The 21,578-nt window shown below is 72.3% G+C and carries 21 protein-coding genes and 1 pseudogene; 13 read left to right on the top strand and 9 right to left on the bottom strand.

Translation table 11 applies throughout. The annotated features are described in order from the left end of the window. The first annotated feature begins 30 nt into the window (after positions 1-30). Both ACFU95_RS26365 and ACFU95_RS26360 read left to right on the top strand, forming a co-directional pair. Positions 31-819: an alpha/beta fold hydrolase gene (locus ACFU95_RS26365; protein WP_383831994.1), complete on the top strand. Its 789-nt coding sequence runs from the start codon at positions 31-33 to the stop codon at positions 817-819. Positions 820-1,017: 198 nt separating this feature from the next. Continuing rightward, the gene (locus tag ACFU95_RS26360; protein ID WP_383832115.1) at positions 1,018-2,316 is read left to right on the top strand and encodes an endo-1,4-beta-xylanase; all 1,299 of its coding nucleotides are present in this window, start codon (positions 1,018-1,020) and stop codon (positions 2,314-2,316) included. 61 nt (positions 2,317-2,377) lie between these two features. On the opposite strand, the gene ACFU95_RS26355 is transcribed toward ACFU95_RS26360, so the two are convergent. Next, a complete protein-coding gene (locus ACFU95_RS26355; RefSeq protein ID WP_383831992.1) occupies positions 2,378-3,088 on the bottom strand; it encodes a lipoprotein in 711 nt (236 codons plus the stop codon). A 128-nt stretch (positions 3,089-3,216) separates the two neighbouring features. Between ACFU95_RS26355 and ACFU95_RS26350 the strand changes: the two genes are divergently transcribed. Continuing rightward, entirely contained in the window at positions 3,217-4,008 is a 792-nt protein-coding gene (locus ACFU95_RS26350) for a maleylpyruvate isomerase family mycothiol-dependent enzyme (RefSeq protein WP_383831990.1), read from the top strand. 1 nt (position 4,009) lies between these two features. Here the strand turns inward: ACFU95_RS26350 and ACFU95_RS26345 are convergent. Then, positions 4,010-4,535 (bottom strand): annotated as a pseudogene (locus tag ACFU95_RS26345) (NADPH-dependent F420 reductase); the annotation flags it as partial. Between the two features lie 144 nt (positions 4,536-4,679). Between ACFU95_RS26345 and ACFU95_RS26340 the strand changes: the two are divergent. Continuing rightward, positions 4,680-5,321: a class I SAM-dependent methyltransferase gene (locus tag ACFU95_RS26340; RefSeq protein WP_383831988.1), complete on the top strand. Its 642-nt coding sequence runs from the start codon at positions 4,680-4,682 to the stop codon at positions 5,319-5,321. Positions 5,322-5,334: 13 nt separating this feature from the next. On the opposite strand, the gene ACFU95_RS26335 is transcribed toward ACFU95_RS26340, so the two are convergent. Beyond that, on the bottom strand, positions 5,335-6,969 hold the full coding sequence (locus ACFU95_RS26335) for a glycerol-3-phosphate dehydrogenase/oxidase (protein WP_383831986.1): 1,635 nt from the start codon (positions 6,967-6,969) through the stop codon (positions 5,335-5,337). Beyond that, entirely contained in the window at positions 6,966-7,565 is a 600-nt protein-coding gene (locus ACFU95_RS26330) for a TetR/AcrR family transcriptional regulator (protein WP_383831984.1), read from the bottom strand. The genes ACFU95_RS26335 and ACFU95_RS26330 overlap by 4 nt, the downstream gene beginning before the upstream one ends. Before the next feature lie 73 nt (positions 7,566-7,638). On the opposite strand from ACFU95_RS26330, the gene ACFU95_RS26325 reads away from it, so the two are divergent. Together ACFU95_RS26325 and ACFU95_RS26320 are read left to right on the top strand one after the other, a co-directional pair. Beyond that, positions 7,639-9,240 (top strand): FAD-binding oxidoreductase, encoded by a 1,602-nt coding sequence (locus ACFU95_RS26325; protein WP_383831982.1) that lies wholly within the window; start codon positions 7,639-7,641, stop codon positions 9,238-9,240. A gap of 103 nt (positions 9,241-9,343) precedes the next feature. Next, on the top strand, positions 9,344-10,225 hold the full coding sequence (locus tag ACFU95_RS26320; protein WP_383831980.1) for a YegS/Rv2252/BmrU family lipid kinase: 882 nt from the start codon (positions 9,344-9,346) through the stop codon (positions 10,223-10,225). Positions 10,226-10,302: 77 nt separating this feature from the next. Here the strand turns inward: ACFU95_RS26320 and ACFU95_RS26315 are convergent, their stop codons facing one another. Continuing rightward, complete coding sequence (locus ACFU95_RS26315) at positions 10,303-10,668, bottom strand: helix-turn-helix transcriptional regulator (protein WP_383831978.1); 366 nt, start codon at positions 10,666-10,668, stop codon at positions 10,303-10,305. A gap of 207 nt (positions 10,669-10,875) precedes the next feature. On the opposite strand from ACFU95_RS26315, the gene ACFU95_RS26310 reads away from it, so the two are divergent. The 3 genes from ACFU95_RS26310 to ACFU95_RS26300 all read left to right on the top strand — a co-directional run bounded on the left by ACFU95_RS26310 (position 10,876) and on the right by ACFU95_RS26300 (position 14,275). Further along, positions 10,876-11,559: an ANTAR domain-containing protein gene (locus tag ACFU95_RS26310; protein WP_383831976.1), complete on the top strand. Its 684-nt coding sequence runs from the start codon at positions 10,876-10,878 to the stop codon at positions 11,557-11,559. Between the two features lie 77 nt (positions 11,560-11,636). Then, on the top strand, positions 11,637-12,089 hold the full coding sequence (locus ACFU95_RS26305; RefSeq protein WP_383831974.1) for a flavodoxin family protein: 453 nt from the start codon (positions 11,637-11,639) through the stop codon (positions 12,087-12,089). 221 nt (positions 12,090-12,310) lie between these two features. Beyond that, entirely contained in the window at positions 12,311-14,275 is a 1,965-nt protein-coding gene (locus ACFU95_RS26300; RefSeq protein ID WP_383832113.1) for a DUF1996 domain-containing protein, read from the top strand. Positions 14,276-14,545: 270 nt separating this feature from the next. Here ACFU95_RS26300 and ACFU95_RS26295 read toward each other — a convergent pair whose 3' ends face one another. Both ACFU95_RS26295 and ACFU95_RS26290 read right to left on the bottom strand, forming a co-directional pair. Then, positions 14,546-15,307, bottom strand: coding sequence for a YqjF family protein (locus ACFU95_RS26295; protein WP_383831972.1), 762 nt, complete (start codon positions 15,305-15,307; stop codon positions 14,546-14,548). 57 nt (positions 15,308-15,364) lie between these two features. Beyond that, complete coding sequence (locus ACFU95_RS26290) at positions 15,365-16,033, bottom strand: TetR family transcriptional regulator (RefSeq protein ID WP_383831970.1); 669 nt, start codon at positions 16,031-16,033, stop codon at positions 15,365-15,367. 57 nt (positions 16,034-16,090) lie between these two features. Between ACFU95_RS26290 and ACFU95_RS26285 the strand changes: the two genes are divergently transcribed. From ACFU95_RS26285 to ACFU95_RS26275, 3 genes are read left to right on the top strand one after another with little or no spacing between them, the layout of a single operon-like run. Beyond that, on the top strand, positions 16,091-16,777 hold the full coding sequence (locus tag ACFU95_RS26285; RefSeq protein WP_383831968.1) for a class II aldolase/adducin family protein: 687 nt from the start codon (positions 16,091-16,093) through the stop codon (positions 16,775-16,777). Then, a complete protein-coding gene (locus ACFU95_RS26280) occupies positions 16,774-17,703 on the top strand; it encodes a carbohydrate kinase family protein (protein WP_383831966.1) in 930 nt (309 codons plus the stop codon). The genes ACFU95_RS26285 and ACFU95_RS26280 overlap by 4 nt, the downstream gene beginning before the upstream one ends. Before the next feature lie 19 nt (positions 17,704-17,722). Next, on the top strand, positions 17,723-18,532 hold the full coding sequence (locus ACFU95_RS26275; protein WP_383831964.1) for a class I SAM-dependent methyltransferase: 810 nt from the start codon (positions 17,723-17,725) through the stop codon (positions 18,530-18,532). 387 nt (positions 18,533-18,919) lie between these two features. On the opposite strand, the gene ACFU95_RS26270 is transcribed toward ACFU95_RS26275, so the two are convergent. After that, a complete protein-coding gene (locus ACFU95_RS26270; protein WP_383831962.1) occupies positions 18,920-19,465 on the bottom strand; it encodes a hypothetical protein in 546 nt (181 codons plus the stop codon). A 257-nt stretch (positions 19,466-19,722) separates the two neighbouring features. Between ACFU95_RS26270 and ACFU95_RS26265 the strand changes: the two genes are divergently transcribed. Further along, positions 19,723-20,973 (top strand): MFS transporter, encoded by a 1,251-nt coding sequence (locus tag ACFU95_RS26265; RefSeq protein ID WP_383831960.1) that lies wholly within the window; start codon positions 19,723-19,725, stop codon positions 20,971-20,973. 23 nt (positions 20,974-20,996) lie between these two features. On the opposite strand, the gene ACFU95_RS26260 is transcribed toward ACFU95_RS26265, so the two are convergent. Beyond that, the coding region (locus ACFU95_RS26260; RefSeq protein WP_383831958.1) for a TAXI family TRAP transporter solute-binding subunit at positions 20,997-21,578 on the bottom strand (582 nt) is incomplete at its 5' end.

The following is a 21,578-nucleotide window of genomic DNA, read 5'->3' as shown; positions in this document are numbered from 1 at the left end:
AACCAGAGATCGCACTCCAGGAGGCCACCCATGCCGCAGCTCGATGTCGACGGCGCGAAGCTGACGTACGACGACGAGGGCCCCCGCGACGGCGAGGGTGTGCCCCTGGTGTTCGTCCACGGCTGGACGGCGAACCGGCACCGCTGGGACCACCAGATGGCCCACTTCGCCGAGAAGCGGCGCGTCGTCCGGCTGGACCTGCGCGGACACGGGGAGAGCAGCGGGGCGGGAGCGCGCAGGGTCGAGGATCTGGCCGAGGACGTCCTCGCCCTCCTCGATCACCTGGAGATCGAGCGGTTCGTGATCATCGGCCACTCCATGGGCGGGATGATCGCCCAGACCATCGCCCTCGCGCACCCGGAGCGTGTGGAGCGCATGGTGCTCGTGAACTCCATCGGCAGGATGGCCTACAACCGGGGTCGCGCCCTGCTGATGGCCGCCTCGACGCTCGCCCCGTTCAAGCTGTTCGTCGCCGCCAACATCCAGCGCGCCTTCGCCCCCGGCTACCCGCGCGAGGAGATCCGCGAGTACGTCCGCGCCTCCGCCGACACGCCCCGCGAGGTCGTCATGACGCTCTACGGCGCCATGCGTGCCTTCGACGTGCTGGACAGGGTCGGCGAGATACAGGCGCCCACCCTGATGGTGCACGGCTACCACGACATCCAGCTGCCCCTCGCCCAGATGCTGAGGATGGCCAAGGCCTACCCGGACGCGGTGATCCGCGTCCTGGACGCCGGCCACGAACTGCCGGTGGAGAAGCCGGCCGAACTGACGGCGGCACTCGACCGGTTCCTCGCCGGCCACGCCGAGCGCGGGTGAGGGCCGGCTCCTGCCCGTCAGTGGGCTGTGCCACCTGTTGACGCCGGGGAGTGCTGTCCCTAGGGTCTGCCGCGAAATTCGGAAATCAGTCCGAAACTTTCGGCAGAGAGGGACGAGATGGTGACCCCCACTTCCATCGACCCGCCTCCCGGGCGTCGGCCCCGGCGCTCGCGCACCCGCACCCCACTGGCCCTCGGCATGGCGGGCCTGCTCGCCACGGCCGGCGTCACCGCCCTCGCGGGCACCGCCCGGGCCGCGAGCACCCTCGGCGCGGCGGCCGCCGAGAAGGGCCGCTACTTCGGCGCCGCCGTCGCCGCGAACCACCTGGGCGAAGCCCCGTACGTCTCGACGCTCAACACCGAGTTCAACTCGGTCACGCCGGAGAACGAGATGAAGTGGGACGCCACCGAGCGCACCCGCGGCACCTTCACCTTCGGGTCCGCCGACCAGATCGTGAACCACGCCCAGAGCAGGGGCATGAAGGTCCGCGGGCACACCCTGGTCTGGCACTCACAGCTGCCCGGCTGGGTCGCCGGACTCGGCACCGCCGACCTCAGATCGGCGATGAACAACCACATCACCCAGGTCATGCAGCACTACAAGGGAAAGATCCACTCCTGGGACGTCGTCAACGAGGCATTCCAGGACGGCAGCAGCGGTGCGCGGCGCAGCTCGCCCTTCCAGGACAAGCTCGGCAACGGCTTCATCGAGGAGGCGTTCCGCACCGCCCGCGCCGCGGACCCGGCCGCCAAGCTCTGCTACAACGACTACAACACCGACGGCGTCAACGCGAAGAGCAACGCCGTCTACAACCTGGTCAGGGACTTCAAGTCCCGTGGCGTGCCGATCGACTGCGTCGGCTTCCAGTCCCACTTCAACAGCGCCTCGCCGGTGCCGTCGGACTACCAGGCGAACCTCCAGCGCTTCGCCGCCCTCGGCGTCGACGTGCAGATCACCGAACTGGACATCGAGGGCTCGGGCACGGCACAGGCCAACAGCTACAGCAACGTCGTACGGGCCTGCCTGGCCGTTACGCGGTGCACCGGCATCACCGTCTGGGGCGTCACCGACAAGTACTCCTGGCGGGCGAGCGGAACACCCCTGCTGTTCGACGGCGACTACAACAAGAAGCCGGCCTACAGCGCGGTCCTGACCGCGCTCGGCGGCTCCTCCTCCGGTGGCACACCCGGCGCCGCCTGTACGGCGACCTACGGCAAGGCCGAGGAGTGGAGTGACCGCTTCAACGGCAAGGTCACCATCACGGCGGGGAGTTCGGCGATCGCCAACTGGACCGCGACCGTCACGGTGACGGCCCCGCAGAAGGTCTCCGCGACCTGGAACGGCACACCCAGCTGGGACAGCAGCGGCAACGTCATGACGATGAGGCCGAACGGCAACGGCAGCCTGGCCGCCGGAGCATCGACGAGCTTCGGCTTCACGTTCATGAAGAACGGCACCAGCACGGCCCCGGCGATCGGCTCCTGCACGGCATCCTGACCGGCCCCTGGCCGTTGTCCGGCGCGGCGCTCGTCGCGCCCGCGCCGGACCCACCGGCCGCTCAGCCGACCCGCAGGGTCTTTCTGGCCAGTTCGTAGGCCGGCAGCATCGCCCGGTGCTCGTCGGTGTCCATCCCGCCGAGGTGGATGACGACCGGGCCCTCCTCGGTGGTGACGGCCAGGGCGCTCTCCTCCTTCGTCTCCTCCAGGAGTTCGCTCGTGACGAGGTACCTGACCTCGGCCCCGGCGACGTCGCCCGCCTTGAACGCGCTGTACTTCGCCTTGCTCACGCCGCTCTCCTCCGCCAGGAAGGCCTCCAGTACGGTGCGTGCGTCGTCGGCACCCGGTTCGCCCGTCCAGATGCGCAGGAAGCCGATGTTCCCCGCCGGCTTGGCGTCGACCTCGCAGGCCGCCGTCACCGGGCCCTGGTGCAGGAGCGCGTCGGCGATCTCCTGGGCCAGCTCGTCGTCCTCGGCGGAACGGTCCCCGCTGTCGGCCGACTTGTCCTTCTCCGTCCCGGCGTCGACCGCCTCCGCCTCCCAGTACCGGGCGATGTCGAAGGTGACGGGGAGTTCACAGGCCGATCCGGCGGCACCGATGGTGCCCCCGCTCTTCACCGCCGTATCGCCGTCACTCGCCGCCTCGGCCGACGCCGTGGCGCTCGCCGACGTCTTCGTGTCGTCCTCGGCCGCCCCCGAGCAGCCCGTCAGCACCCCGGCCAGCAAGGCCACCTGGGCCAGCCGACGACGTACCTGTCTTGCCCCCACCACCATCGTGCTCTCTCCCCACCCGATCCGGTCCGCGGATCTCGTTCAGGCGGCATACGGTATCCGAGACCGCCGACGGTGCGGAGCCCGGACCGCGGCCCGAGCCGGTACCTGGCCTGCGGCATCATGAGGCGATGACCTCGCTGAGCTTCGACCGCCACTGCGACGAGATCGTCTCCCAGACCGAGCGGCTGGCCTCCCATGTGCGCGGCGCGGACATGACCGCCCCGGTGCTCTCCTGCCCCGGCTGGAACCTCGGTCAGCTGCTGCGGCACGTGGGCGGGGACCACCGGTGGGCGGAGGAGATCGTGCGGACCCGTGCCGCGGGGCCGCTCCCCGACGACGTGGTCAACGACCTCTCGGCCTACACCCACGAGGAGGCCACCGTTCTGATCCCGTGGCTCGCCGAGGGCGCGGTACGACTCGGTGCCTCCCTTCGCGCCGCGGGACCCGACGCCCTGGCGTGGAACCCCTCCGCGGACGCTTCGGCCCCGGTCGCGTTCTGGGCGCGGCGCATGACCTACGAGACGGTCGTGCACCGGGCCGACGCGGCGCGGGCCGCCGGCGCCGAGTTCGCTCTCGACGAGGACCTCGCCGTCGACGCGGTGGAGGAGTGGCTGGAGTACTCCACCTTCCCCGAGGCCTTCGAGCCCCGCCCCGACCTGCCCGACCTGCTCGGCCCCGACCGCACGCTCCACTTCGACGCGACCGACGCCGGGGAGTGGCTCGTCGACCTCACCGGCGAACAGCCCGTCTGGCGCCCGGGGTCCGGCGGGGCCACCGGGACGGCAGGCGGCCCGGTGACCGACCTCCTCCTGTACTTCTACCAGCGGCCCGCGCCGGGCATCGAGACCAAGGGCGACACAGCGCTGCTCGACCTCTGGAGGACCCGCTCCGGGTTCTGGCTGGAGGCGCCGCAGGAGTGATCTAGGCGGCGCGGGGGACCACCTGGATGTTGAAGGTGTGGCTGCCCAGGCCGCCTGCGATCCCCGTGAAGAGCAGAGCGAAGTGCTCCTGCCCGCGTGCGGTGGTGATGCCCCCGATGTCCAGCTGTGACGACGGGTGCCGGCCCAGGTCGGTGAGCAGCCGGCCGGTGGTGCGCTTGGCTTCGGCGTCGTCGCCGGAGAGGAAGACCGTGCTCGGACCTTCCAGACTGTCCGGGGCGGTCATCGCGGTCGAGGTGCGAGAGCTCGGCGTGGTCATCGGTGAGACCGACGCCGATGTCGATGAGCACCTTGCCGGCCAGGGCCGGTGCTCCGATGGAGTGCAGCAGTTCCACGGACACGGTCCCCGGGGTCGCGTTCACGAGCACCTCCGCGTGTGTCGTGGCCCCGCTCAAGTCCGCCACGGGGAGGGCGAGTTCCGTCCGTTCCTCCGGTGCACGGGACCCGAGCAGGATGTCGTGCCCCGCGGCTCGCCAGCCCCGGGCGAGTGCTCGTGCGACGTTGCCGGTCCAGGAGGGCCGGCACCAAGGTCGTAGTCCTGTGGCCCTGGTCGCCCGGCTTTTGCCGAACCGGCAAGGCTGTTTGTCACTCCTCGGAGCGTCCCGCAGGCTTCTTCGCGTGAACGCGACCACACCTGCGCACCGGGAGATGCCATGACCGAGACCTCAGCTGTGAAGGCCGCCGAGTTCTGGGAGGGCCGCTACCGGGACGGTGACCGTCTGTGGAGCGGCCGCCCCAACGCGCTCCTCGTCCGCGAGGCCTCCGACCTCGTGCCGGGCACCGCACTCGACCTCGGATGCGGTGAAGGAGGCGACGTGGTCTGGCTCGCCGCACGCGGCTGGCGGGTCACCGGCGTCGACATCTCCCACACGGCCCTGGAGCGTGCCGCCGGACATGCCGCCGAGGCGGGCCTGAGCGACCGTACGGCCTGGGAACGGCACGTGCTGGGAGAGACGTTCCCCGAGGGGTCGTTCGATCTCGTCAACGCCCAGTTCCTTCAGTCGCCGGTGGCACTGGACCAGCGGCGGATTCTGGGCCAGGCCGCCGAGGCCGTCGCCGCGGGCGGCACCCTGCTGGTCGTGATGCACGCCGGCTGGCCGTCCTGGCAGAGCGAGCCGCCGTTCGAGGCGGAGTTCCCGACGCTGGACAGCGTCCTGGACGAACTCGCGCTGCCCAGGACCGACTGGACCGTGGAGACGCTGGGGACCGTGCGCAGCGTGAGCGTGTCACCCGAGGGCGTGGAGGGCTTCCGGGACGACAACGTGTGGCGCGTCCGGCGCGGCGGCGACGCCTGACGCACCCCTGCCCCTACCTCTCACTCACCTGCGCCGGCACCTCGCCCAGTACGTCGTGTACGGCGTCCAGCGCTGCCGCGCGATCGGCGGGCACCAGCCCGATACGGGTCCGCCGGTCCAGGAGATCGGCCTCGTCCAGGGCACCTTCGTGGCGTACGGCCCACAGCAGTTCGGCGCCGGTGACGGGATGCCCCGACAGCACGGGTTCGCTCAACCGGGGCTCGCGCGCGGCGAGCGCCTGGACGGCCGGTGCCTCGGTGCCGTAGCGCTGGACGAGGCGGCGAGGAGCCCGCAGGGAGCCGAGGGTCTTGGGTGACGCGGCGCCGACGAGGGGGAGGGCCGCGGTGGAGGAGGGGCCGGCGGTGACCCGGCGCGTGGCGACGGCCGCGTCGACGGCGTCCTCGGCCATCCGCCGGTAGGTGGTGAGCTTGCCGCCGACCACCGTGATCACGCCCTCGGACGAGGTGAGGACCGCGTGCCGCCGGGAGATGTCGGAGGTCCGAGCGGCCTCGTCCGAGCCCTCCGGCCTGGTGTCCAGCAACGGGCGCAGTCCGGCGAACGCGCCTACGACGTCGGCACGCTGGACCGGCGCGTCCAGCACCGAGCCGAGGACGTCGAGGAGGAAGCCGATGTCCGTCTCGGGTACTTCGGGAACGTCGGGGATGTCACCCTCGACGGGCTCGTCGGTGAGCCCGACGTAGACCCGGCCGTCGCCCTGGGGCAGCACGAGGACGAAGCGGTTGGTCTCGCCGGGGACCGGCACGTGCAGCCCGGCGGGCAGGGGGCCGAGGCGGTCGGAGCGCAGGACGAGGTGGGTGCCGCGCGAGGGGCGGATCCGGATGCCCTCCACCAGGTCGCCCGCCCACACGCCGGACGCGTTGATCACGACGCGGGCCCTGATCTCGCCCTCCTCGCCGGTGAGTTCGTCGCGGATCCGGGCGCCGGACGCGGTGAGGTCCAGTGCCCTGACCCGGGTCAGGATCCGCGCGCCGTGTGCGGCGGCGGTGCGGGCGATCGCGGTCACCAGGCGGGCGTCGTCCGTGAGCCGGCCGTCCCAGGACAGCAGGCCGCCGCGCAGTCCCTGGGTGCGCAGGGCGGGGGCGAGGTGACGGGTCTCCACCGCGGAGAGGCGGCGCGGGGCGGGCAGCGTGGCGCGGGCCGTGCGGGCCGCCAGGCGCAGGCCGTCACCGGCCCGGAAGCCGGCCCAGGCCAGGGCGGACTGGCCGCGGGAGACCAGGGGCGTCAGAGGCAGGACGAAGGGCTGGGCCCGCACCAGGTGCGGTGCCGTGCGTTCCATCAGCACACCGCGCTCGACCGCGCTCTCGTGGGCCACGTCGAGCTGGGCCGAGGCGAGATAGCGCAGCCCGCCGTGGATGAGCTTGCTGCTGAAGCGTGAGGTGCCGAAGGCCAGGTCGTGGGCGTCGACGGCGGCCACCGTCAGGCCGCGGGCCGCGGCGTCCAGGGCGGCCCCGGCGCCCGTCGCGCCCAGCCCCACGACCAGGACGTCCACGGCGGGACCGCCGACCGTCTCGGCGAGTTCGCGTGAGCGCCGGGCGGCGGACAGCGAGGAGCCGGCCACCTGCCCGCGAACCGGTCCGGCGGCGGATTCGGGAACGGGGGCGGGACGAGGGGGAGTGGCGGGGCTCATGGCGTGAGGGTCCTTTCCAGGATGCTGCGCAGTTCCGCCAGGAAGGCCTCACTGCTCAGGTCGGCGTCGTCCTCGTCGGTCATGGTCCGCAGGGACAGGGTGAAGGACTGGACGATGAGCAGCAGTGCCCGCGCCTGCCGGTCGACGTGGCCGGCGCGCACCGATCCGTCGGTGTGGCCTTCGCGCACGGCGTCGGCCAGCAGCGCGATCAGTGCCTCCTGGCTCGCGCCGCGGCGGTCGAGGACGTAGGGGAGCAGCAGCTCCGGGTCGACGTCGACGATCTTCCGGAAGAGCGGGTGGGCCCGGAAGCTCTCCACCCCGGCCACCAGACCGTCGACGATCAGGCCGCGCGCGTGCGCCCCGGGCCGCCGCTCGGGCATGGCCCCGGTGGCGACCGCGACCCACTCCCGGGTCATCAGGTCGCCCACGAGGGAACGCACGTCCGGCCACCGACGGTAGAGCGTCATCCGGGAGACACCGGCGCGGCGGGCCACGTCGGTGAGCGTCGTACGGCGCACCCCGACGGCCAGGACGCAGTCGCGCACCGCGTCGAGAACCGCGTCGCCGTCCGAGTGGTTGTGACGAATAGGCGTCATGTGTCACAGTGTAACGCCTGCGAGGCCGTCCGGGACACGGCATCGCTCGAATCGACCGGTGAGGACAACAGCCATGGACATGCTGTGGAGCGGCTGGGGCGACCCTGCCAAGGCGGCGCCGCTGCCCGAGACCGTGACCGGGCTGCTGCGCGATCTGCTCGGCGTCAAGCCGCGCACCGCCGGGCCGGTCGCTCTGGAGGACATCGCCGTACCCGAGGCGCGGCTCGAACCCGCCGTGCGCGAGGCCCTGTTCGCCGCGGTCGGCGGTGCGGAGCACGTCCGCACCGACGCGGAGACCCGCATCCGGCACACCCGCGGCAAGTCCACCCCCGACCTGCTGCGCATCCGCGACGGCGAGGTCGACGACGTCCCCGCGGCCGTCGTGCTCCCCGCCGACCACGACGAGGTACTCGCCGTGCTGCGTGCCTGCGTCGAACACGGCCTGGCGGTGGTCCCGTTCGGCGGTGGCACCTCCGTCGTCGGCGGTCTCGCCCCCGGCCGGCGGAGCCGCTTCGTCGCGCTGGACCTGCGGCGCATGAACCGGTTGCTCGCCCTCGACCCGGTCTCCCGCACCGCCACCCTGGCACCCGGGCTGCGCGCCCCCGAGGCCGAGGCGCTGCTCGCCGAACACGGCTTCACCCTCGGCCACTTCCCCCAGTCCTACGAGTGGGCCACCATCGGCGGATTCGCCGCCACCCGCTCCAGCGGCCAGGCATCCGCCGGCTACGGCCGCTTCGACGAGATGGTGCTCGGCCTGACCCTCGCCACGCCCGAGGGAACCATCGACACGGGCCGCGCACCGCGCTCGGCAGCCGGACCCGACCTGCGCCAGCTCCTGCTCGGCTCCGAAGGGGCGTTCGGCGTCATCACATCCGTCACCGTCCGGATCCGGCCCGTCCCCCAGGCCCGTGTGTACGAGGGCTGGCGCTTCGCCTCCTTCGACGAGGGTGCCGCAGCGCTGCGCCGCCTCGCCCAGGACGGCCCGCGCCCCACGGTGCTGCGGCTGTCCGACGAGACCGAGACCCTGATCGGCCTCGCCCAGCCCGACGCGATCGGCGGCGCCGACGCCGGGCAGCAGTCCGCGGCCGGATGCACGGCGATCACCGGCTACGAAGGCACGGACGAGGACACGTCGTACCGCAGGGAGCGGGCCGCGGCCGTCCTGCGCGAGTGCGGCGGTACCCCGCTGGGCGAGGAACCCGGACAGCGCTGGGCGCACGGCCGCTACTCGGCCCCCTACCTCCGGGACGCCCTGCTGGACGCGGGGGCGTTCGCCGAGACACTGGAGACAGCGACGTTCTGGTCCCGCGTCCCCGAACTGTACGCATCCGTCCGCGACGCCCTCACCACCACACTCAGCGAGGCCGGCACCCCGCCCCTGATCATGTGCCACATCTCCCACGTCTACGAGAACGGAGCCTCGCTGTACTTCACCGTCGTCTCCGCCCAGGGCGACGACCCGGTGGCGCACTGGGAGAAGGCCAAGCACGCCGCCAACGAGGCGATCCTCGGCGCGGGCGGCACGATCACCCACCACCACGGGGTGGGCACCGACCACCGGGACTGGTACGTCCGCGAGGCGGGCCCCCTGGGAATCGAGGCGCTGCACGCCGTCAAGCGGCGACTGGACCCGGCGGGCGTGCTCAACCCCGGCGTCCTCGTGCCCCTCGACTGAGCCCACGCGTCCGCCGGTCCCACCGCCGGCCCCCCGACCACCAGTTCACCCCCACCGCCCGCCTCCGGCAGCGCACCCTCCCGTCGGCCCGAAAGGCACATCGATGCGACAGTTCACCGCCATCGTCAACCCCACGGCGGGGGGATCCGCCTCAGCTGCCGCACTGCTGAACGTGGCCCGGCCGCTGCGCGAGGCGGGGGCCGACGTGGAGACCGAGTACAGCCGCAGTCTGGAACACGCCCGGGAACTCGCCAGGGACGCCGGAGAGCGGGGCCGCGTGGTGCTCGCCGTCGGCGGTGACGGAATCGCCGGCGGCGTCGGCGGCGCGCTCAGCGGCACCGACGCCCTGCTCGGCCTCGTGCCGGCCGGCCGGGGCAACGACTTCGCCCGGGCACTGAACCTGCCCACCGACCCGGCCGCACTGGCCCGGGTCCTGCTCGACCACGAGCCCCGGCGGGTCGACACCATCGAGGTCGAATCGGCCGTCCACGACCGGACGGTGGTCCTCGGCAGCGTGTACGCCGGTGTCGACGCACTGGCCAACCGCCACGCCAACAACGCCACACTGCTGCGCGGGGCGGCCTCCTACTACGCGGGCGGACTGCGTGCCGTCACCACCTGGCGTGCCGCGCGCTACCGGGTCACCGTCGACGGCCAGGAACACCTGCACACCGGCTACACGGTCGTGGCCGCCAACTCCGGCTACTACGGCTCCGGTCGCAACATCGCACCCGACGCCCGCGTGGACGACGGACTGCTGGACGTCGTGATGATCCGTGAGGCGCCGCGCCGGCTGTTCTTCGCCCTGATGAACGACCTCAGGACGGGCGCCCACGTCCACCGCCCCCAGGTGCGGATCCTGCGCGGCAGGGAGATCCGCATCGCGGCCGACCGCGAAGTGCCCTACGGCGCGGACGGCGAGGTCGAGGCGACCCTCCCGGTCACGGCCAGAGTCCTGCCGGGAGCACTGCGCGTCCTGTGCTGAGCCCCAGCCGCGGGCGCTTCCCCGGCCACCGGGTCCGGTGACGGTTCACGCATTCACGCACCGGGTCCGGTGACCGCTCATCCGCCGTCCACGGGCATCCGGGGCCGCGCCGCCCTGAGCTGCTCCGGGGCGGTGGTGCGAGCGGCCTCGGCCTGCACGAGCAGCGAGAGCAGCTCCGCCACCGTCAGTCCGGCCTCCGCGGGGTGCCGCAGCACCTTGGCCGGGTCGATCCGGTAGGTGTTGGTGCGCCCCTCGCGGGTGTGCGACAGATAGCCGTCCCGCTCCAGGTCGGAAATGATCTTCTGGACGGCGCGCTCCGTGAGCCGGCAGTGCGCGGCGATGCTCCTGATGCGCACGTTCGGGTTGTCGGCGATGGCCGCGAGGACGCGGGCATGGTTGGTCACGAACGTCCATCCGGTGTGTGGCTCAGGCACTCCGTCCATGGACCAAGCCTACGACTGAGCGTTCACGTATACAAAAACACGCACGGCATTTCATGTATCTGTTGACGTGTTCGGCAGTTCGGGTTCACTCTGGTACGGAAGACGGGGAGCGCATCTTAGGGAGAGGCGGTCATGCCGGAGTTCGCGTCCTCTGCTCAGTCCCCCCACGGGGGCCCTGCCGATCGTGCGAACGCCGAAGGCGCACCAGTGGCGAGCCCGCTGTGGACGCTGGTCACCACCGTCCGCCCGGACGGCGACAGGGTCGTGGTGGAGGTCTCCGGTGAACTCGACCTCGACGCGGGCGGGCGTTTGCGAAGTGTTCTGGGTGAAGCCCTGAGCCGCTCGGTCCGTGGGATCGACCTGGATCTGGAGGGCGTGTCCTTCTGCGACTGTTCCGCCCTCAACATCCTGCTCCACCTGCGCCAACGAGCCCTGGAGGAGTCCAAGACGGTCGCCGTCCACGCCACCAGCGCGGTGGTCGATCGCCTGCTGGCCCTGACCGGCACACACGCGCTGTTCGGCCGCCCGGACCCGGATGACCCGGAAGGGGAAGCCGCAGAGCCTGAGCACGCCCACGACGCTGCCCCGCTCCCGGTGGCCTCCGAGGGCGCCCATCACGATCTGCGGATCGAGGTCGCCCAACTGCGACGGGCCATGCGGACCCGGCCGACCATCGATCTGGCCCGCGGCATTCTCATGGCCTCCTTCAGCCTGAGCTCCGATGAGGCGTGGACGGTTCTGGTCACGGCCTCCCAGAACACCAACACCAAACTGCACTCCCTGGCCGGGGACCTGGTCACCGCGGTCAAGGGCGACGCGCTCTCCGACGAGTTGCAGGGACACCTGTCGGCCGCGGTCGCCCGGATCAGCGCCGCCGCCCCCGAGTACTGAGCCCGACAGCGGGACCGAGGGCGACACCCCGGACGGCAGGGTTGCGTCGCGCGGCGGCACACCGGCAGGGTTCGGATGTGCCCACCTTGCTGATCGTGCATCACACGCCGTCGCCCAACTGCCAGGCCATGCTCGAAGCCGTCGTCTCCGGCGCGACGGCGCCGGAGATCGAGAACGTCGAGGTCGTGCGGCGGCCGGCGCTGTCGGCCACGGCCTCCGACGTGCTGGCCGCCGACGGCTACCTCCTCGGCACCCCGGCGAACCTCGGCTACGTCTCCGGCGCCCTCAAGCACTTCTTCGACCAGGTCTACTACCCGTGCCTGGACGCGACACAGGGTCGGCCCTTCGGCTACTACGTGCACGGCGGCAGCGATGTCACCGGGGCGGTACGGGCGATCGAGTCGATCACCACGGGCCTCGGCTGGCGGCGCGCGGCGAGCGCGGTGACCGTCACGGGCGAGCCCGCCAAGACCGACACCGAGGCCTGCTGGGAGCTGGGGGCGACGCTCGCCGCCGGCCTGATGGACTGACCGGATCACAACACCCCGCATCGACCAGGGTGTTTACCCTCCCTGTGAGAAATTTCTGTGAATCCGTGAGGCGTTTGAACACGACGCGGCCCGTCTCCGTATAAGGCCGGGGGATTTTCATGCCCTGACCGACCACGAGGCGTAGGAGTAGTTCCTTGGGACGCAGCACGCGAAGACGCCCCACGGGCGCACGGCGCGCGACCTTTGCAGCGGTCGCGCTGATGTTGGGCGGTGGCGGCCTGGTCGCGGCCAACGTCTATGCCTCGGCGACCGAGGACGGCGGAACGGACCCTGCCCGCACGCTGTCCTCGCCGGCCGGCACGATCGACTGCCCGGACGTCGGCGCCGGACTGGCGGCGGTACCGGACGCGGCGAAGGAGGACGTCGCCAAGGAACTGGCGCTCCTGGACCAGCAGATCGCCGACGCCTACCAGCGGTTGCAGGAGTCGGCACAGGCCATCCAGCAGGACGCCGGCTTCGCCGACAGCGCGATCATGAATCCGCTGAAGGAGAAGCGCGCCGCGACGATCGAGCGGATCGCCATCGCCGTCGACCGCACGGGAGACCGGCCGCAAGGCCTGGAGTCCCTCGCCCCGTGCACCCTGCGCGCCGCCGACAACGCCGCAGGTGACAGCGGCAACGGCGACGCCCAGGACGGGGGCGGCGACAACCAGGAGGGCGCGGACCAGGGCGGCCAACAGCCCGGCAACGGCGGGCAGGCGGGCAACGGCCCGGTCGCCGCGGACTACGTCGACATCACCGCCGTACAGCCGAACGTGTCCGGCCCGGCCCTCAAGAAGGGCGCCTCCCGGGGCACCTTCGCCACCAGCTGCGGCGTGAACGAGAACGGCCTGTTCAACTCCGACAACGTCATCGTGGCCCCCGGCGTCTCCAACGGCGCCCACCACTTCCACGACTACATCGGCAACCAGTCCAACGACGCCTTCGCGAGCGACGAGGACCTGGCGAACGCCGAGACGAGCTGCGTCGACCAGGGCGACAAGTCCACGTACTACTGGCCTGTGATCCGTCTCCAGAACGGCAGCCAGGAGCAGGACGCCAACTCGCCCGGCGGCGGCATCGAGGGCAACGCCGGTGAGATCGTCACCCCCAAGGAAGTGACCCTGGACTTCGTGGGCAACCCGCGCGGCAAGGTCACCGAGATGCCGCGCCTGCTGCGCATCATCACCGGTGACGCCAAGGCGTTCGTCAACGGCAACGCCAACGCCAACGCCTCGTGGAGCTGCACCGGGTTCGAGGACCGGCAGCTGAAGGACAAGTACCCGCTGTGCCCGCAGGGCAGCGACGTGGTGCGCACGTTCAAGTTCCAGAGCTGCTGGGACGGACAGAACATCGACAGCGCCAACCACCGCGCCCACGTGGCGTTCGCGACGGCCGACGGCAGCTGCGCGAACGACTTCAAGGCCATTCCGCAGCTGGTGCAGCGGATCGTGTACGACGTCGACGCGCCCAGCCTCCAGGACGGCGGGAAGACGACCCCACTGTTCGCCGTGGACTCGTTTCCCGAGCAGCTGCACAAGCCGGTCACCGACCACGGCGACTTCATCAACGTCTTCGACGAGGACCTGATGGGGCAGATGGTCGACTGCATCAACGAGGGCCGCGAGTGCGGCGCCGGGGCCGACGAGGGCGACGACCCGGGCCAGGAGGAGCCGACCCAGCAGCCGACCGAGGCTCCCACCACCGCGCCGCCCGGCGACGACGAGCCGGAGCCCGGCGACGGAGGCGACAAGCCGACCGAGGCACCGGCGACCGAGGAGCCCGCGACCGACGAGCCCGCCACCGAGGCGCCCGCGACCGACGAGCCCAGGACCGAGGCACCCGAGCCCGACGCGCCCGCGACCGAGCCGGCCAAGGACGACAAGCCCACCCTGTCGAGCACGGTGGCACCCAAGGCCGACGGGACCCCGTCGGCCACCGCGGACGCCGACGCGCAGGCGCAGGACGGCTCGAAGGACGACGGCGCCGCAGCCGGCGGCAGCCCCGCGCAGACGCAGCCCGCGGCGGTCGGAGAGGAGTCCGGCGGTGGTTCGGGCACGGAGCCGCAGGCGGTCGGCGGAGACCTCGCCGAGACGGGCACCACGCTGTGGCCGGCCGCGGCCGGCGCCGTGCTCCTCATGGCCGGCTTCCTGCTGCTCATGCGCACCAGGCGCCGCGCCGGCTGACGGAGGGAAGGCACCGTAACGGCGCCTGACATCCGGACGTTCCACCGGGGCCCGGACTGGATCCACCAGTCCGGGCCCATTCGCTTGCGGGCGGCCGGATCGCCACATCCAGGGCGGCCGGGACCGGCCTCGCCGCCCCCAGGATCACGCCCGCGACCGAGATCTCCAGCAGTGGCTTCTGGACGTCCCCGTATCCGATGGCGTTGAAGGAGACGTCGAGCGGATTTCGACACGCCCGGCTCACGGGTTCACGGGCACGGGATCACGGAATCACGGGGTGGGGATGCCCGCCGGGCGTGCCGGGCGGCCGAGGCGGACCGGGACGCCGGGGGAGTACAGGACGCTGACCGGGGCGTCGCTCGGGGCGGGCAGCCCGGCCGCCGTCACGAGGTTCTCCTCGCAGGTGATCAGCTCGGCGCGGTGGAGCGGCCAGCGAGGGTGGTGGTTGGGCAGGTACGCCAGCGGCTCGGGCCCGCCGAAGAAGGCGTTGTGCATACCCCAGCGGGCGGTGAGGAAGTGCTCCAGCTCGGTGGGTTCCTCGATGCGTTCACCGGTGCGCACCGTGAGGCGGCTGGCGGCGCCGCGCGGGCCGGGCCAGCGACGGGCGCTGGTGTACGTGACGGTGTCGCCGGCCGAGCGGACGGTCATCCGGGACCACAGGTACGGCAGCCGGAAGCCGACGCGCCCCATCACGACCGGGATCAGCCGTGAGGCGTCCATCGAGCGGAACACCACACCGCGCCGCCCGTGCGCGTCCACGGAGTAGAGGCGGACGTTGGTCTCGGGAAAGGTCCCGAGATACGGCACCCCGGGCAGCCGCAGCCAGCCGACCCGATGCATCCGGAAGGCGACGAGGCCGACGTACGTGACCCCGTCGTGCGTGTCCGGAACGGTGCCCCGCGGCAACAGCCCCGCCACGACGTCCGGTTCGACGGCCCAGTGGACGAAGGCGAGATCGAGCCACTGCTGGGTGAGGAGAGGGGTGCGTATCGAGGTGGGAGCGTCCGGGGTGACGGGAGCGGGGTTCGGCACGAGGTCAGAATGGCAGAGCCTCGATCCGGCACCGCAGGCTTTGCCGGGCGGTGTCGGTCACATCGCGGATCCCCGCTGCTCATAGCGCGCGGCGACGCCGGTCAGATACCCGCGCAGCATGAGCTTGGCTTCGTCGAGGAGTCCCGGGTCGCCTTCGGGGTCCCGCCGGAACGCCTCCTGGGCGAGCGCGTCGGCGGCGAGGACCGCGGCGTGGCAGGCGCGGGCGAGTGCCTCGTCGTCCCGGGCGACGCCGAGAGCCAGCAGGATGCGCCGGACTCCGTCCGCCATCCGGCGTTTGTGCTCACGGTCGGCCGCGCGGGTCCGCTCGGTCAGGGTGCTGCCGAACCACAGGGCCCGGAAACCGTGCTCGATGCGGTAGATCGCGGCATACGCGTCGATGAGCACCCCGACGGGGTCCGCCCACGGCTCGGCCGCCGCCGCGCGGACCAAGTCGTCCATCGCCGCCTCCAGCCGGGCGAAGTAGCCGGCCGCGAGGGCGTCGATGATCGCGTCGCGGTCGGGCAGGTACTGGTACAGCGAACCGACCGAGACCTGCGCCTCCGCCGCGATCCGCGTCGTGGTCAGTGCCTGGACGCCCTCGCTGACCAGCACACGCTCCGCGGCCTCCAGGACACGGGCCAGACGGGCCTTGCTGCGCGCCTGCTGGGGAGTGCGGCGCAGGGGAACACCCCGACCGCCGGCGGGCTGCGCGGCTGGATCGCCCATGTGCGGCCTCCGAACCTGAACGTGACTTTGTTTCAGGTTTACGTTACCGTCGCGTACATGACCGACTCAAGCTCAGCGCTGGGTCAGGAGCGCGCCGCCGTGGCCGCGGCGAGCCGCCGGCTGGGGGCCGAGGGGCTGCTCATCGGCACGGCGGGCAACGTCAGCATGCGGGTGGCCGACCGTGTCGCGATCACGGCGACCGGCGCGGTGCTCGCCGAACTGACGGCCGACCAGGTGACCGTGGTGGACCTCGACGGAAACGTCGTGGCCGGGACCCTCGAACCCACCTCGGAACTGGACCTGCACCTCGGCGTCTACCGCCGCTACGGCGCGGGCGCGGTCGTCCACACCCACGCGCCGATGGCGACCGCGCTGTCCTGTGTGCTCGACGAACTGCCCTGCATCCACTACCAGTTGCTGACCCTGGGCGGCTCCGTGCGCGTGGCCCCGTACGCCACGTTCGGCACACCGGCGCTCGCCGAGTCCGTGCTGACGGCGCTGGAGGGCCGCAGCGCCGCGCTGATGGCCAGCCACGGCGCCCTCACACACGCCCCGACGCTGGCCAAGGCGGTCGAGCACGCACTCCTGCTGGAGTGGGCCTGCGGTGTCTACCAGCACGCGGCCGCCCTCGGAACGCCCCGTGTCCTCGACGAACACCAGCAACTCGCGGTGATCGAGGCCGCGCTCGCCCGGAACTACGGCACCACCCACCCCGTACCACCCGTGCAGGAGGGAAACCGATGAAGGTCGTCACGCTGGGCGTGCATGTGCTGGACGTGCTGGTGCGGCCGGTCGAGGCCATACCCGAGGGCCAGGGCGCCGCGCTGGTCGAGGACATCAGGATGACCGCCGCCGGTACGGCCGGCGGAACAGCGCTCACCCTCGCCAAGCTCGGCGCCGCCGTCAGCAGCGCCGGGGCGATCGGAACCGACCCCACCGGGGACATGCTGGTCCAACTCCTGGGCGCGGCAGGCATCGACACCCGCCACCTCGTCCGCCGCACGGACACCCCCACCTCCGCGAGCGTCCTCCCCATCCGCCCGGGCGGGGAGCGGCCCTCACTCCACCTGCTCGGCGCCAACATCACCTACGGCCCCGACGACGTGCCCTGGGACGCGATCGCCGAAGCGACCCATCTCCACCTCGGCGGCCCCGAGCTGATCGGCGTCGACACCGCCGCGCGCATCCTGGCGTACGCCAAGGAGCACGGTGTCGTGACCTCGGTGGACCTTCTCGCACCGGGCGTGCTCGGCGGTTTCGAGCAGATCGAGGCAGCACTGCCGTACGTCGACCACATGCTGCCCAACGAGGACCAGGTACTCGGATTCACCGGTGAGGAGGACCTCGTCCACGGCGCGAAGAAGCTCCTCGCCGCCGGAGCCGGCCTGGTCGCGGTCACCCGCGGGGGCGACGGCGCCCTGCTGGTGACCGGGGACGGCACGGAGAAGGTCCCCGCCTTCGCGATCGACGTCGTGGACACCACCGGCTGCGGCGACGCGTTCTCGGCCGGCTTCGTACGCGGCATGGGCCTGGGCCGCACGCCGTACGAGTGCGCGGTCCTCGGCTCCGCCGCGGCCGCGCTCGTGGCACAGGGCCTCGGCAGCGATCACGGGGACTTCGACCTCGCTGCCGCCGACGCCTTCGCCGCGACGCACGAGCCTCGCGCCTGAGCTGGGGGACGGGAGCGAAGTGAGCGGCTTCGATGCGAGCGAACGGCTGATCTGGGCGGGCCGAGGGGCCGCGTATGCCGACAGCTATGCCAGGTTGTGTGCTCATCCGGTGCCGCGGTTGCTCGATGCCGTTCAGGTGCGGCCGGGCATGCGGGTGCTGGACGTGGGGACGGGGCCGGGGACGGTCGCCGCCGCCGCGTGCGCCCGTGGCGCGATGGTCACGGCCGTGGATGCCGAGCCGACCATGGTCGAGCTGGCCGTGCTGGCCGCACCCGCGGCCGACGTGCGGGTGGCCGTCCTGCCCGAGCTCCCGTTCCGGGACGGGGAGTTCGACGCCGTCGTGGCCAACTTCGTGCTGAACCACGTCGGTCGGCCCAAGGTCGCTCTCGCCGAACTGCGCCGTGTCCTCAGGCCGAACGGCCGGATCGCGCTGACGATCTGGGCGGCGCCGCCGGCACCGGGCCAGGCTCTGCTCGGCCGTGCGATCCAGGCCGCGGGCGCGGTGCGTCCCCCGGACCTGCCCGCGGGGTTGGCCCCCGAAGACGACTTCTCCCGCGACGAGAGCGGCATGACCGGCCTGATGGCCGCGGCCGGGCTGCGGGAGGCCGACTGCGAGACCTTGCGCTGGGACCACCACGCCGACGCCGCACAGTGGTGGGGCGGTCCTGCGGCCGGCGTGGCGTCCGGTGGTCGGATCGTGCAGGGCCAGACGCCTGAGGTGCGCGCGGAGATCAAGCGCCACTTCGATCTCCTCAGCGCGGAGTTCGCGGACGAGCGGGGACTGCTGGTGTTGCCGCACGCGGCCCTGCTCGCTCGGGCGCGCCGCTGACGGGGCGCGGGAAGGGCCGTGTTCGTGCCCGCATGCCGGTATGTGACGCTCAGGGCCTTGTCGTCGTGGAAGCCCGTTCCCGGCCGGGCCATATGCCGTCGTACGCCGTGTCGAAGTCTCGCTTCTGGCCGCCCGGTCGATCGCCGCCTGCGCCGCGATGCCGAGGAACCTCAGGACCGCGCTCTTCAACTCCGCTCGGTGCGCGGCCGCTTCCCGCACTTCGGCCTGCCGGCTGCTTGCCCGCGGGACGAGCTGCTGACCGAACAGCGATCCGGCCGCGCCGAGAGCGACACCGGCCGACGACAGCAGCGCCGGCCCCGGAGTTCCCCAGGATCCCGTGACCGGAGTCTCCCAACATCGCTGCCGGCGCGAGGGACCGGCCCGACCTCACCGGAGAACGATGAAGCACCATGCCCAGACAGCCAGGACAAGCAACTCGGCGACACCGCCGGCCCGGCTCCTGCGGCTCGTCTGCGGGGTACTGCCCGGTCCACTCCCGCACCGTGCGGTGACCTCTGCCAGCAGCCGCCGACCGGACTGCCCGGCCGGCCAACCGGCGTAGGCGTCGATGCGGACGGTGGGGCCGCTGTGCAGCCGCAGGAGGGGACCCTGGCCGGGCGTCCACGACATCTCGGCGATATCGCTGAAGGGTATGTGCCACCGGGAGAACCGATTCCGCAGAGTCAGCGAGACCCCGTCCGTCCTGATGTGGCCGCACAGCCCCGCTCGCCACACGCCGTAGGCTCCACTCGCCGCGAGCGTGCAGAACGGCACTCGGCGCCACGCCTCCAGATCCCAGACCTCCCACAGCAACTCGGCGCAGAACGCCAGCCACAGGGTCAGTACGGTCGCCCAGCAGATGGTCTTGCCCAGGGGCCTGGGCGCGATCTCAAGGTGCTGTTCGTGCGTCGCGCCCTGCGACTTGTGCGCCATGCGTCCCCCGTGGTCCTGCGACGTGGTCGGATCTTAATCAGCGCACCCGCCCATAAGCCACCGCGTCACCGTGCAGGTCTCGCGGATCCGTTCGTGGAACGCGGCCCTCGCGCACGCGCCGTCCCGGGCACAGTCCGTGGGGCGAGGGCCCCTGTACAGCGTCCCGGCGCGTGCATTACGGTGCGGCCAGAATCGGGTCCGTCGGCGCGCTGGTGGCTGGGTAGCGCGTCTCCTCGACGAGCCCGATGGAGACCTGAGTGTCCTACCGTTCCCTGCTGCGTGTCGCAGGCGTCGGCTTCTTCCCGCTGGGATTCGTGGCCCGCCTGCCCTACGCCTCCTCCGCCCTCTCCACGCTGATCCTGCTCCAGGCGTCAACGCACAGTTATGCCTTCGCCGGCCTCGCCGCCGCGGCGCAGAGCATCGCCATCGCCGTGGGCGGCCCCGTGGTCGGTGCCCTCGCCGACCGCCACGGCCACCGCACCGTCGGAGCCCTCGCCGCCGTCGCCAACCTCGTCGCCTGGGCGGGCCTGTTGGCCGCGAGTCAAGGGACCCGGCCGGGCATGCTGGGCGCAGCCCTGTTGGTCGGGCTCACCCAGCCCCAGGTCTCCCCGCTCGTCAGGGTGCACTGGTCACGGCTCGTCCGTGCGCGCGGCGAGCGGCATCTGCTGTCGTCGGCCCTGTCCTACGAGGCGTCCGCCGACGAGATGAGCTTCGTCGCCGGACCGGCCGTCGTCGGACTGCTGGCGTCGATCGGTCCTGCCGCACCCGCCGTGCTGACCATGGTCCTGATCGCGGCCGCCACCCTGCCCTTCGCCCTGCTCCATGCCCATCGGGACATCCCCCGCAAGCCCTCGCACGACCCCGGCGGGTCGCGTCTGCCCCGTCTGCCGCGGCGCCCGCTGGCCGTCATGTTCCTGGCCATGGCGGCGATGGGCGTGATCTTCGGCGCGGTCCAGACGGCTGTCACGGTGTACGCCGACGCCGTCGGGGAGCCCGGCATATCGGGGCTCGTGTACGCCGAGTTCGGCATCGGCAGCGCCCTGGCGGGGGCCGTCTGTGTCTGGCTGCCCCGGCGGTTCTCGCTGCGCGCCCGCTACGTCACGTTCGCCGCGACGCTCTTCGTCGGCACGCTGGTGCTGTACGCCGGGGCGCGACTGGTCTCCGTACCCGCCGCGGTAGCCGTGGCCGGCTTCACCGTCGCGCCGTACATGATCAGCCTCTACGCCCTGACCGAACGGCTCGCCCCACCCGAACGCGCCGCGATCGCCATGACCGTCCTGTGCGGCGGCGGCCCCCTCGGCGTGGCGGCCGGGCAGGCCGTGTCCGGTGCTCTCGCGCAATCCCACGGCACGGGCGGGGCGCTCCTGGTGGCCGTCGCCGGAGCGTCCGGTGCGCTGCTCCTGGCACTCGCGGCCGCCACGGCCGACCGGGGCCGCCAGGTCTGGATCATCGACAGCGCTCCCACGGAACCCGCCCCCGCCCTGGAATCCGGGGGGCGCCCCGAATGACGGTCGCCCCGGGCCTCGCGCCGCTAACCGTGCAGTTCGCGGTAGGCGACAACCGCCCCGGAGTGCAGGGGCACCACCCCGGTGGAGATCAGGCTGCGGGCGTCGAGGAACTGAGTACCCAGGGCCGTGGTGGGGACGAGCCGGGTGGCGCGGCGCACCAGGACGTGGGTGAGGGCGGCGGCGATGGGCTGCGGCAGGTCGGGCCGGCACAGGAGCAGATTGGCCACGCCGATGGTGGTCACCTCGGGCGTTCCGCGGTACGCCCCGGCCGGCACCGTCACCGGCTCCACACCCGAGGTGAAGAGTCCCGCGTCGGCGCGCAGGCGGGGCAGCAGGTCGGCCAGCGGCAGAAGGCGGATGCCGGGGCGGGTGTCCAGGCCGGAGAGTGCCGGCAGCGGTAGGCCGCCCGACACCAGCAGCGCGTCGATCTCGCCGTCCCGCATGGCGCGTACCGCTCGGGGCAGCAACAGATGGCGGACGCGGACGTCGGCGCCCGGGGTCAGGCCCGCGGCGCGCAGCAGCCGGTCGCCGAGGACGGCACCGCCGGACGCGGGTGCGCCCAGCGACACGGTGCGCCCGGCCAGGTCGGCGACGGTGGCGATCCG

Origin of the sequence: Streptomyces sp. NPDC057623, assembly GCF_042800355.1 — a bacterium.
GTDB lineage: Bacteria > Actinomycetota > Actinomycetes > Streptomycetales > Streptomycetaceae > Streptomyces.
The sequence above is the reverse complement of the archived record's forward strand: the minus strand, read 5'-3'. Positions and strand labels throughout refer to the sequence as shown.

What these genes read in the sequence shown, in the direction of transcription:
- ACFU95_RS26330 (WP_383831984.1), bottom strand. Translation starts at nt 7,565, where the DNA reads ATGACGCCTATTCGTCACAACCACTCGGACGGCGACGCGGTTCTCGAC.
- ACFU95_RS26360 (WP_383832115.1), top strand. Translation starts at nt 1,018, where the DNA reads ATGGCGGGCCTGCTCGCCACGGCCGGCGTCACCGCCCTCGCGGGCACC.
- ACFU95_RS26280 (WP_383831966.1), top strand. Translation starts at nt 16,774, where the DNA reads ATGAAGGTCGTCACGCTGGGCGTGCATGTGCTGGACGTGCTGGTGCGG.
- ACFU95_RS26320 (WP_383831980.1), top strand. Translation starts at nt 9,344, where the DNA reads ATGCGACAGTTCACCGCCATCGTCAACCCCACGGCGGGGGGATCCGCC.
- ACFU95_RS26365 (WP_383831994.1), top strand. Translation starts at nt 31, where the DNA reads ATGCCGCAGCTCGATGTCGACGGCGCGAAGCTGACGTACGACGACGAG.
- ACFU95_RS26355 (WP_383831992.1), bottom strand. Translation starts at nt 3,088, where the DNA reads ATGGTGGTGGGGGCAAGACAGGTACGTCGTCGGCTGGCCCAGGTGGCC.
- ACFU95_RS26285 (WP_383831968.1), top strand. Translation starts at nt 16,091, where the DNA reads ATGACCGACTCAAGCTCAGCGCTGGGTCAGGAGCGCGCCGCCGTGGCC.
- ACFU95_RS26350 (WP_383831990.1), top strand. Translation starts at nt 3,217, where the DNA reads ATGACCTCGCTGAGCTTCGACCGCCACTGCGACGAGATCGTCTCCCAG.
- ACFU95_RS26315 (WP_383831978.1), bottom strand. Translation starts at nt 10,668, where the DNA reads ATGGACGGAGTGCCTGAGCCACACACCGGATGGACGTTCGTGACCAAC.
- ACFU95_RS26290 (WP_383831970.1), bottom strand. Translation starts at nt 16,033, where the DNA reads ATGGGCGATCCAGCCGCGCAGCCCGCCGGCGGTCGGGGTGTTCCCCTG.
- ACFU95_RS26340 (WP_383831988.1), top strand. Translation starts at nt 4,680, where the DNA reads ATGACCGAGACCTCAGCTGTGAAGGCCGCCGAGTTCTGGGAGGGCCGC.
- ACFU95_RS26300 (WP_383832113.1), top strand. Translation starts at nt 12,311, where the DNA reads ATGTTGGGCGGTGGCGGCCTGGTCGCGGCCAACGTCTATGCCTCGGCG.
- ACFU95_RS26325 (WP_383831982.1), top strand. Translation starts at nt 7,639, where the DNA reads ATGGACATGCTGTGGAGCGGCTGGGGCGACCCTGCCAAGGCGGCGCCG.
- ACFU95_RS26335 (WP_383831986.1), bottom strand. Translation starts at nt 6,969, where the DNA reads ATGAGCCCCGCCACTCCCCCTCGTCCCGCCCCCGTTCCCGAATCCGCC.
- ACFU95_RS26270 (WP_383831962.1), bottom strand. Translation starts at nt 19,465, where the DNA reads ATGGCGCACAAGTCGCAGGGCGCGACGCACGAACAGCACCTTGAGATC.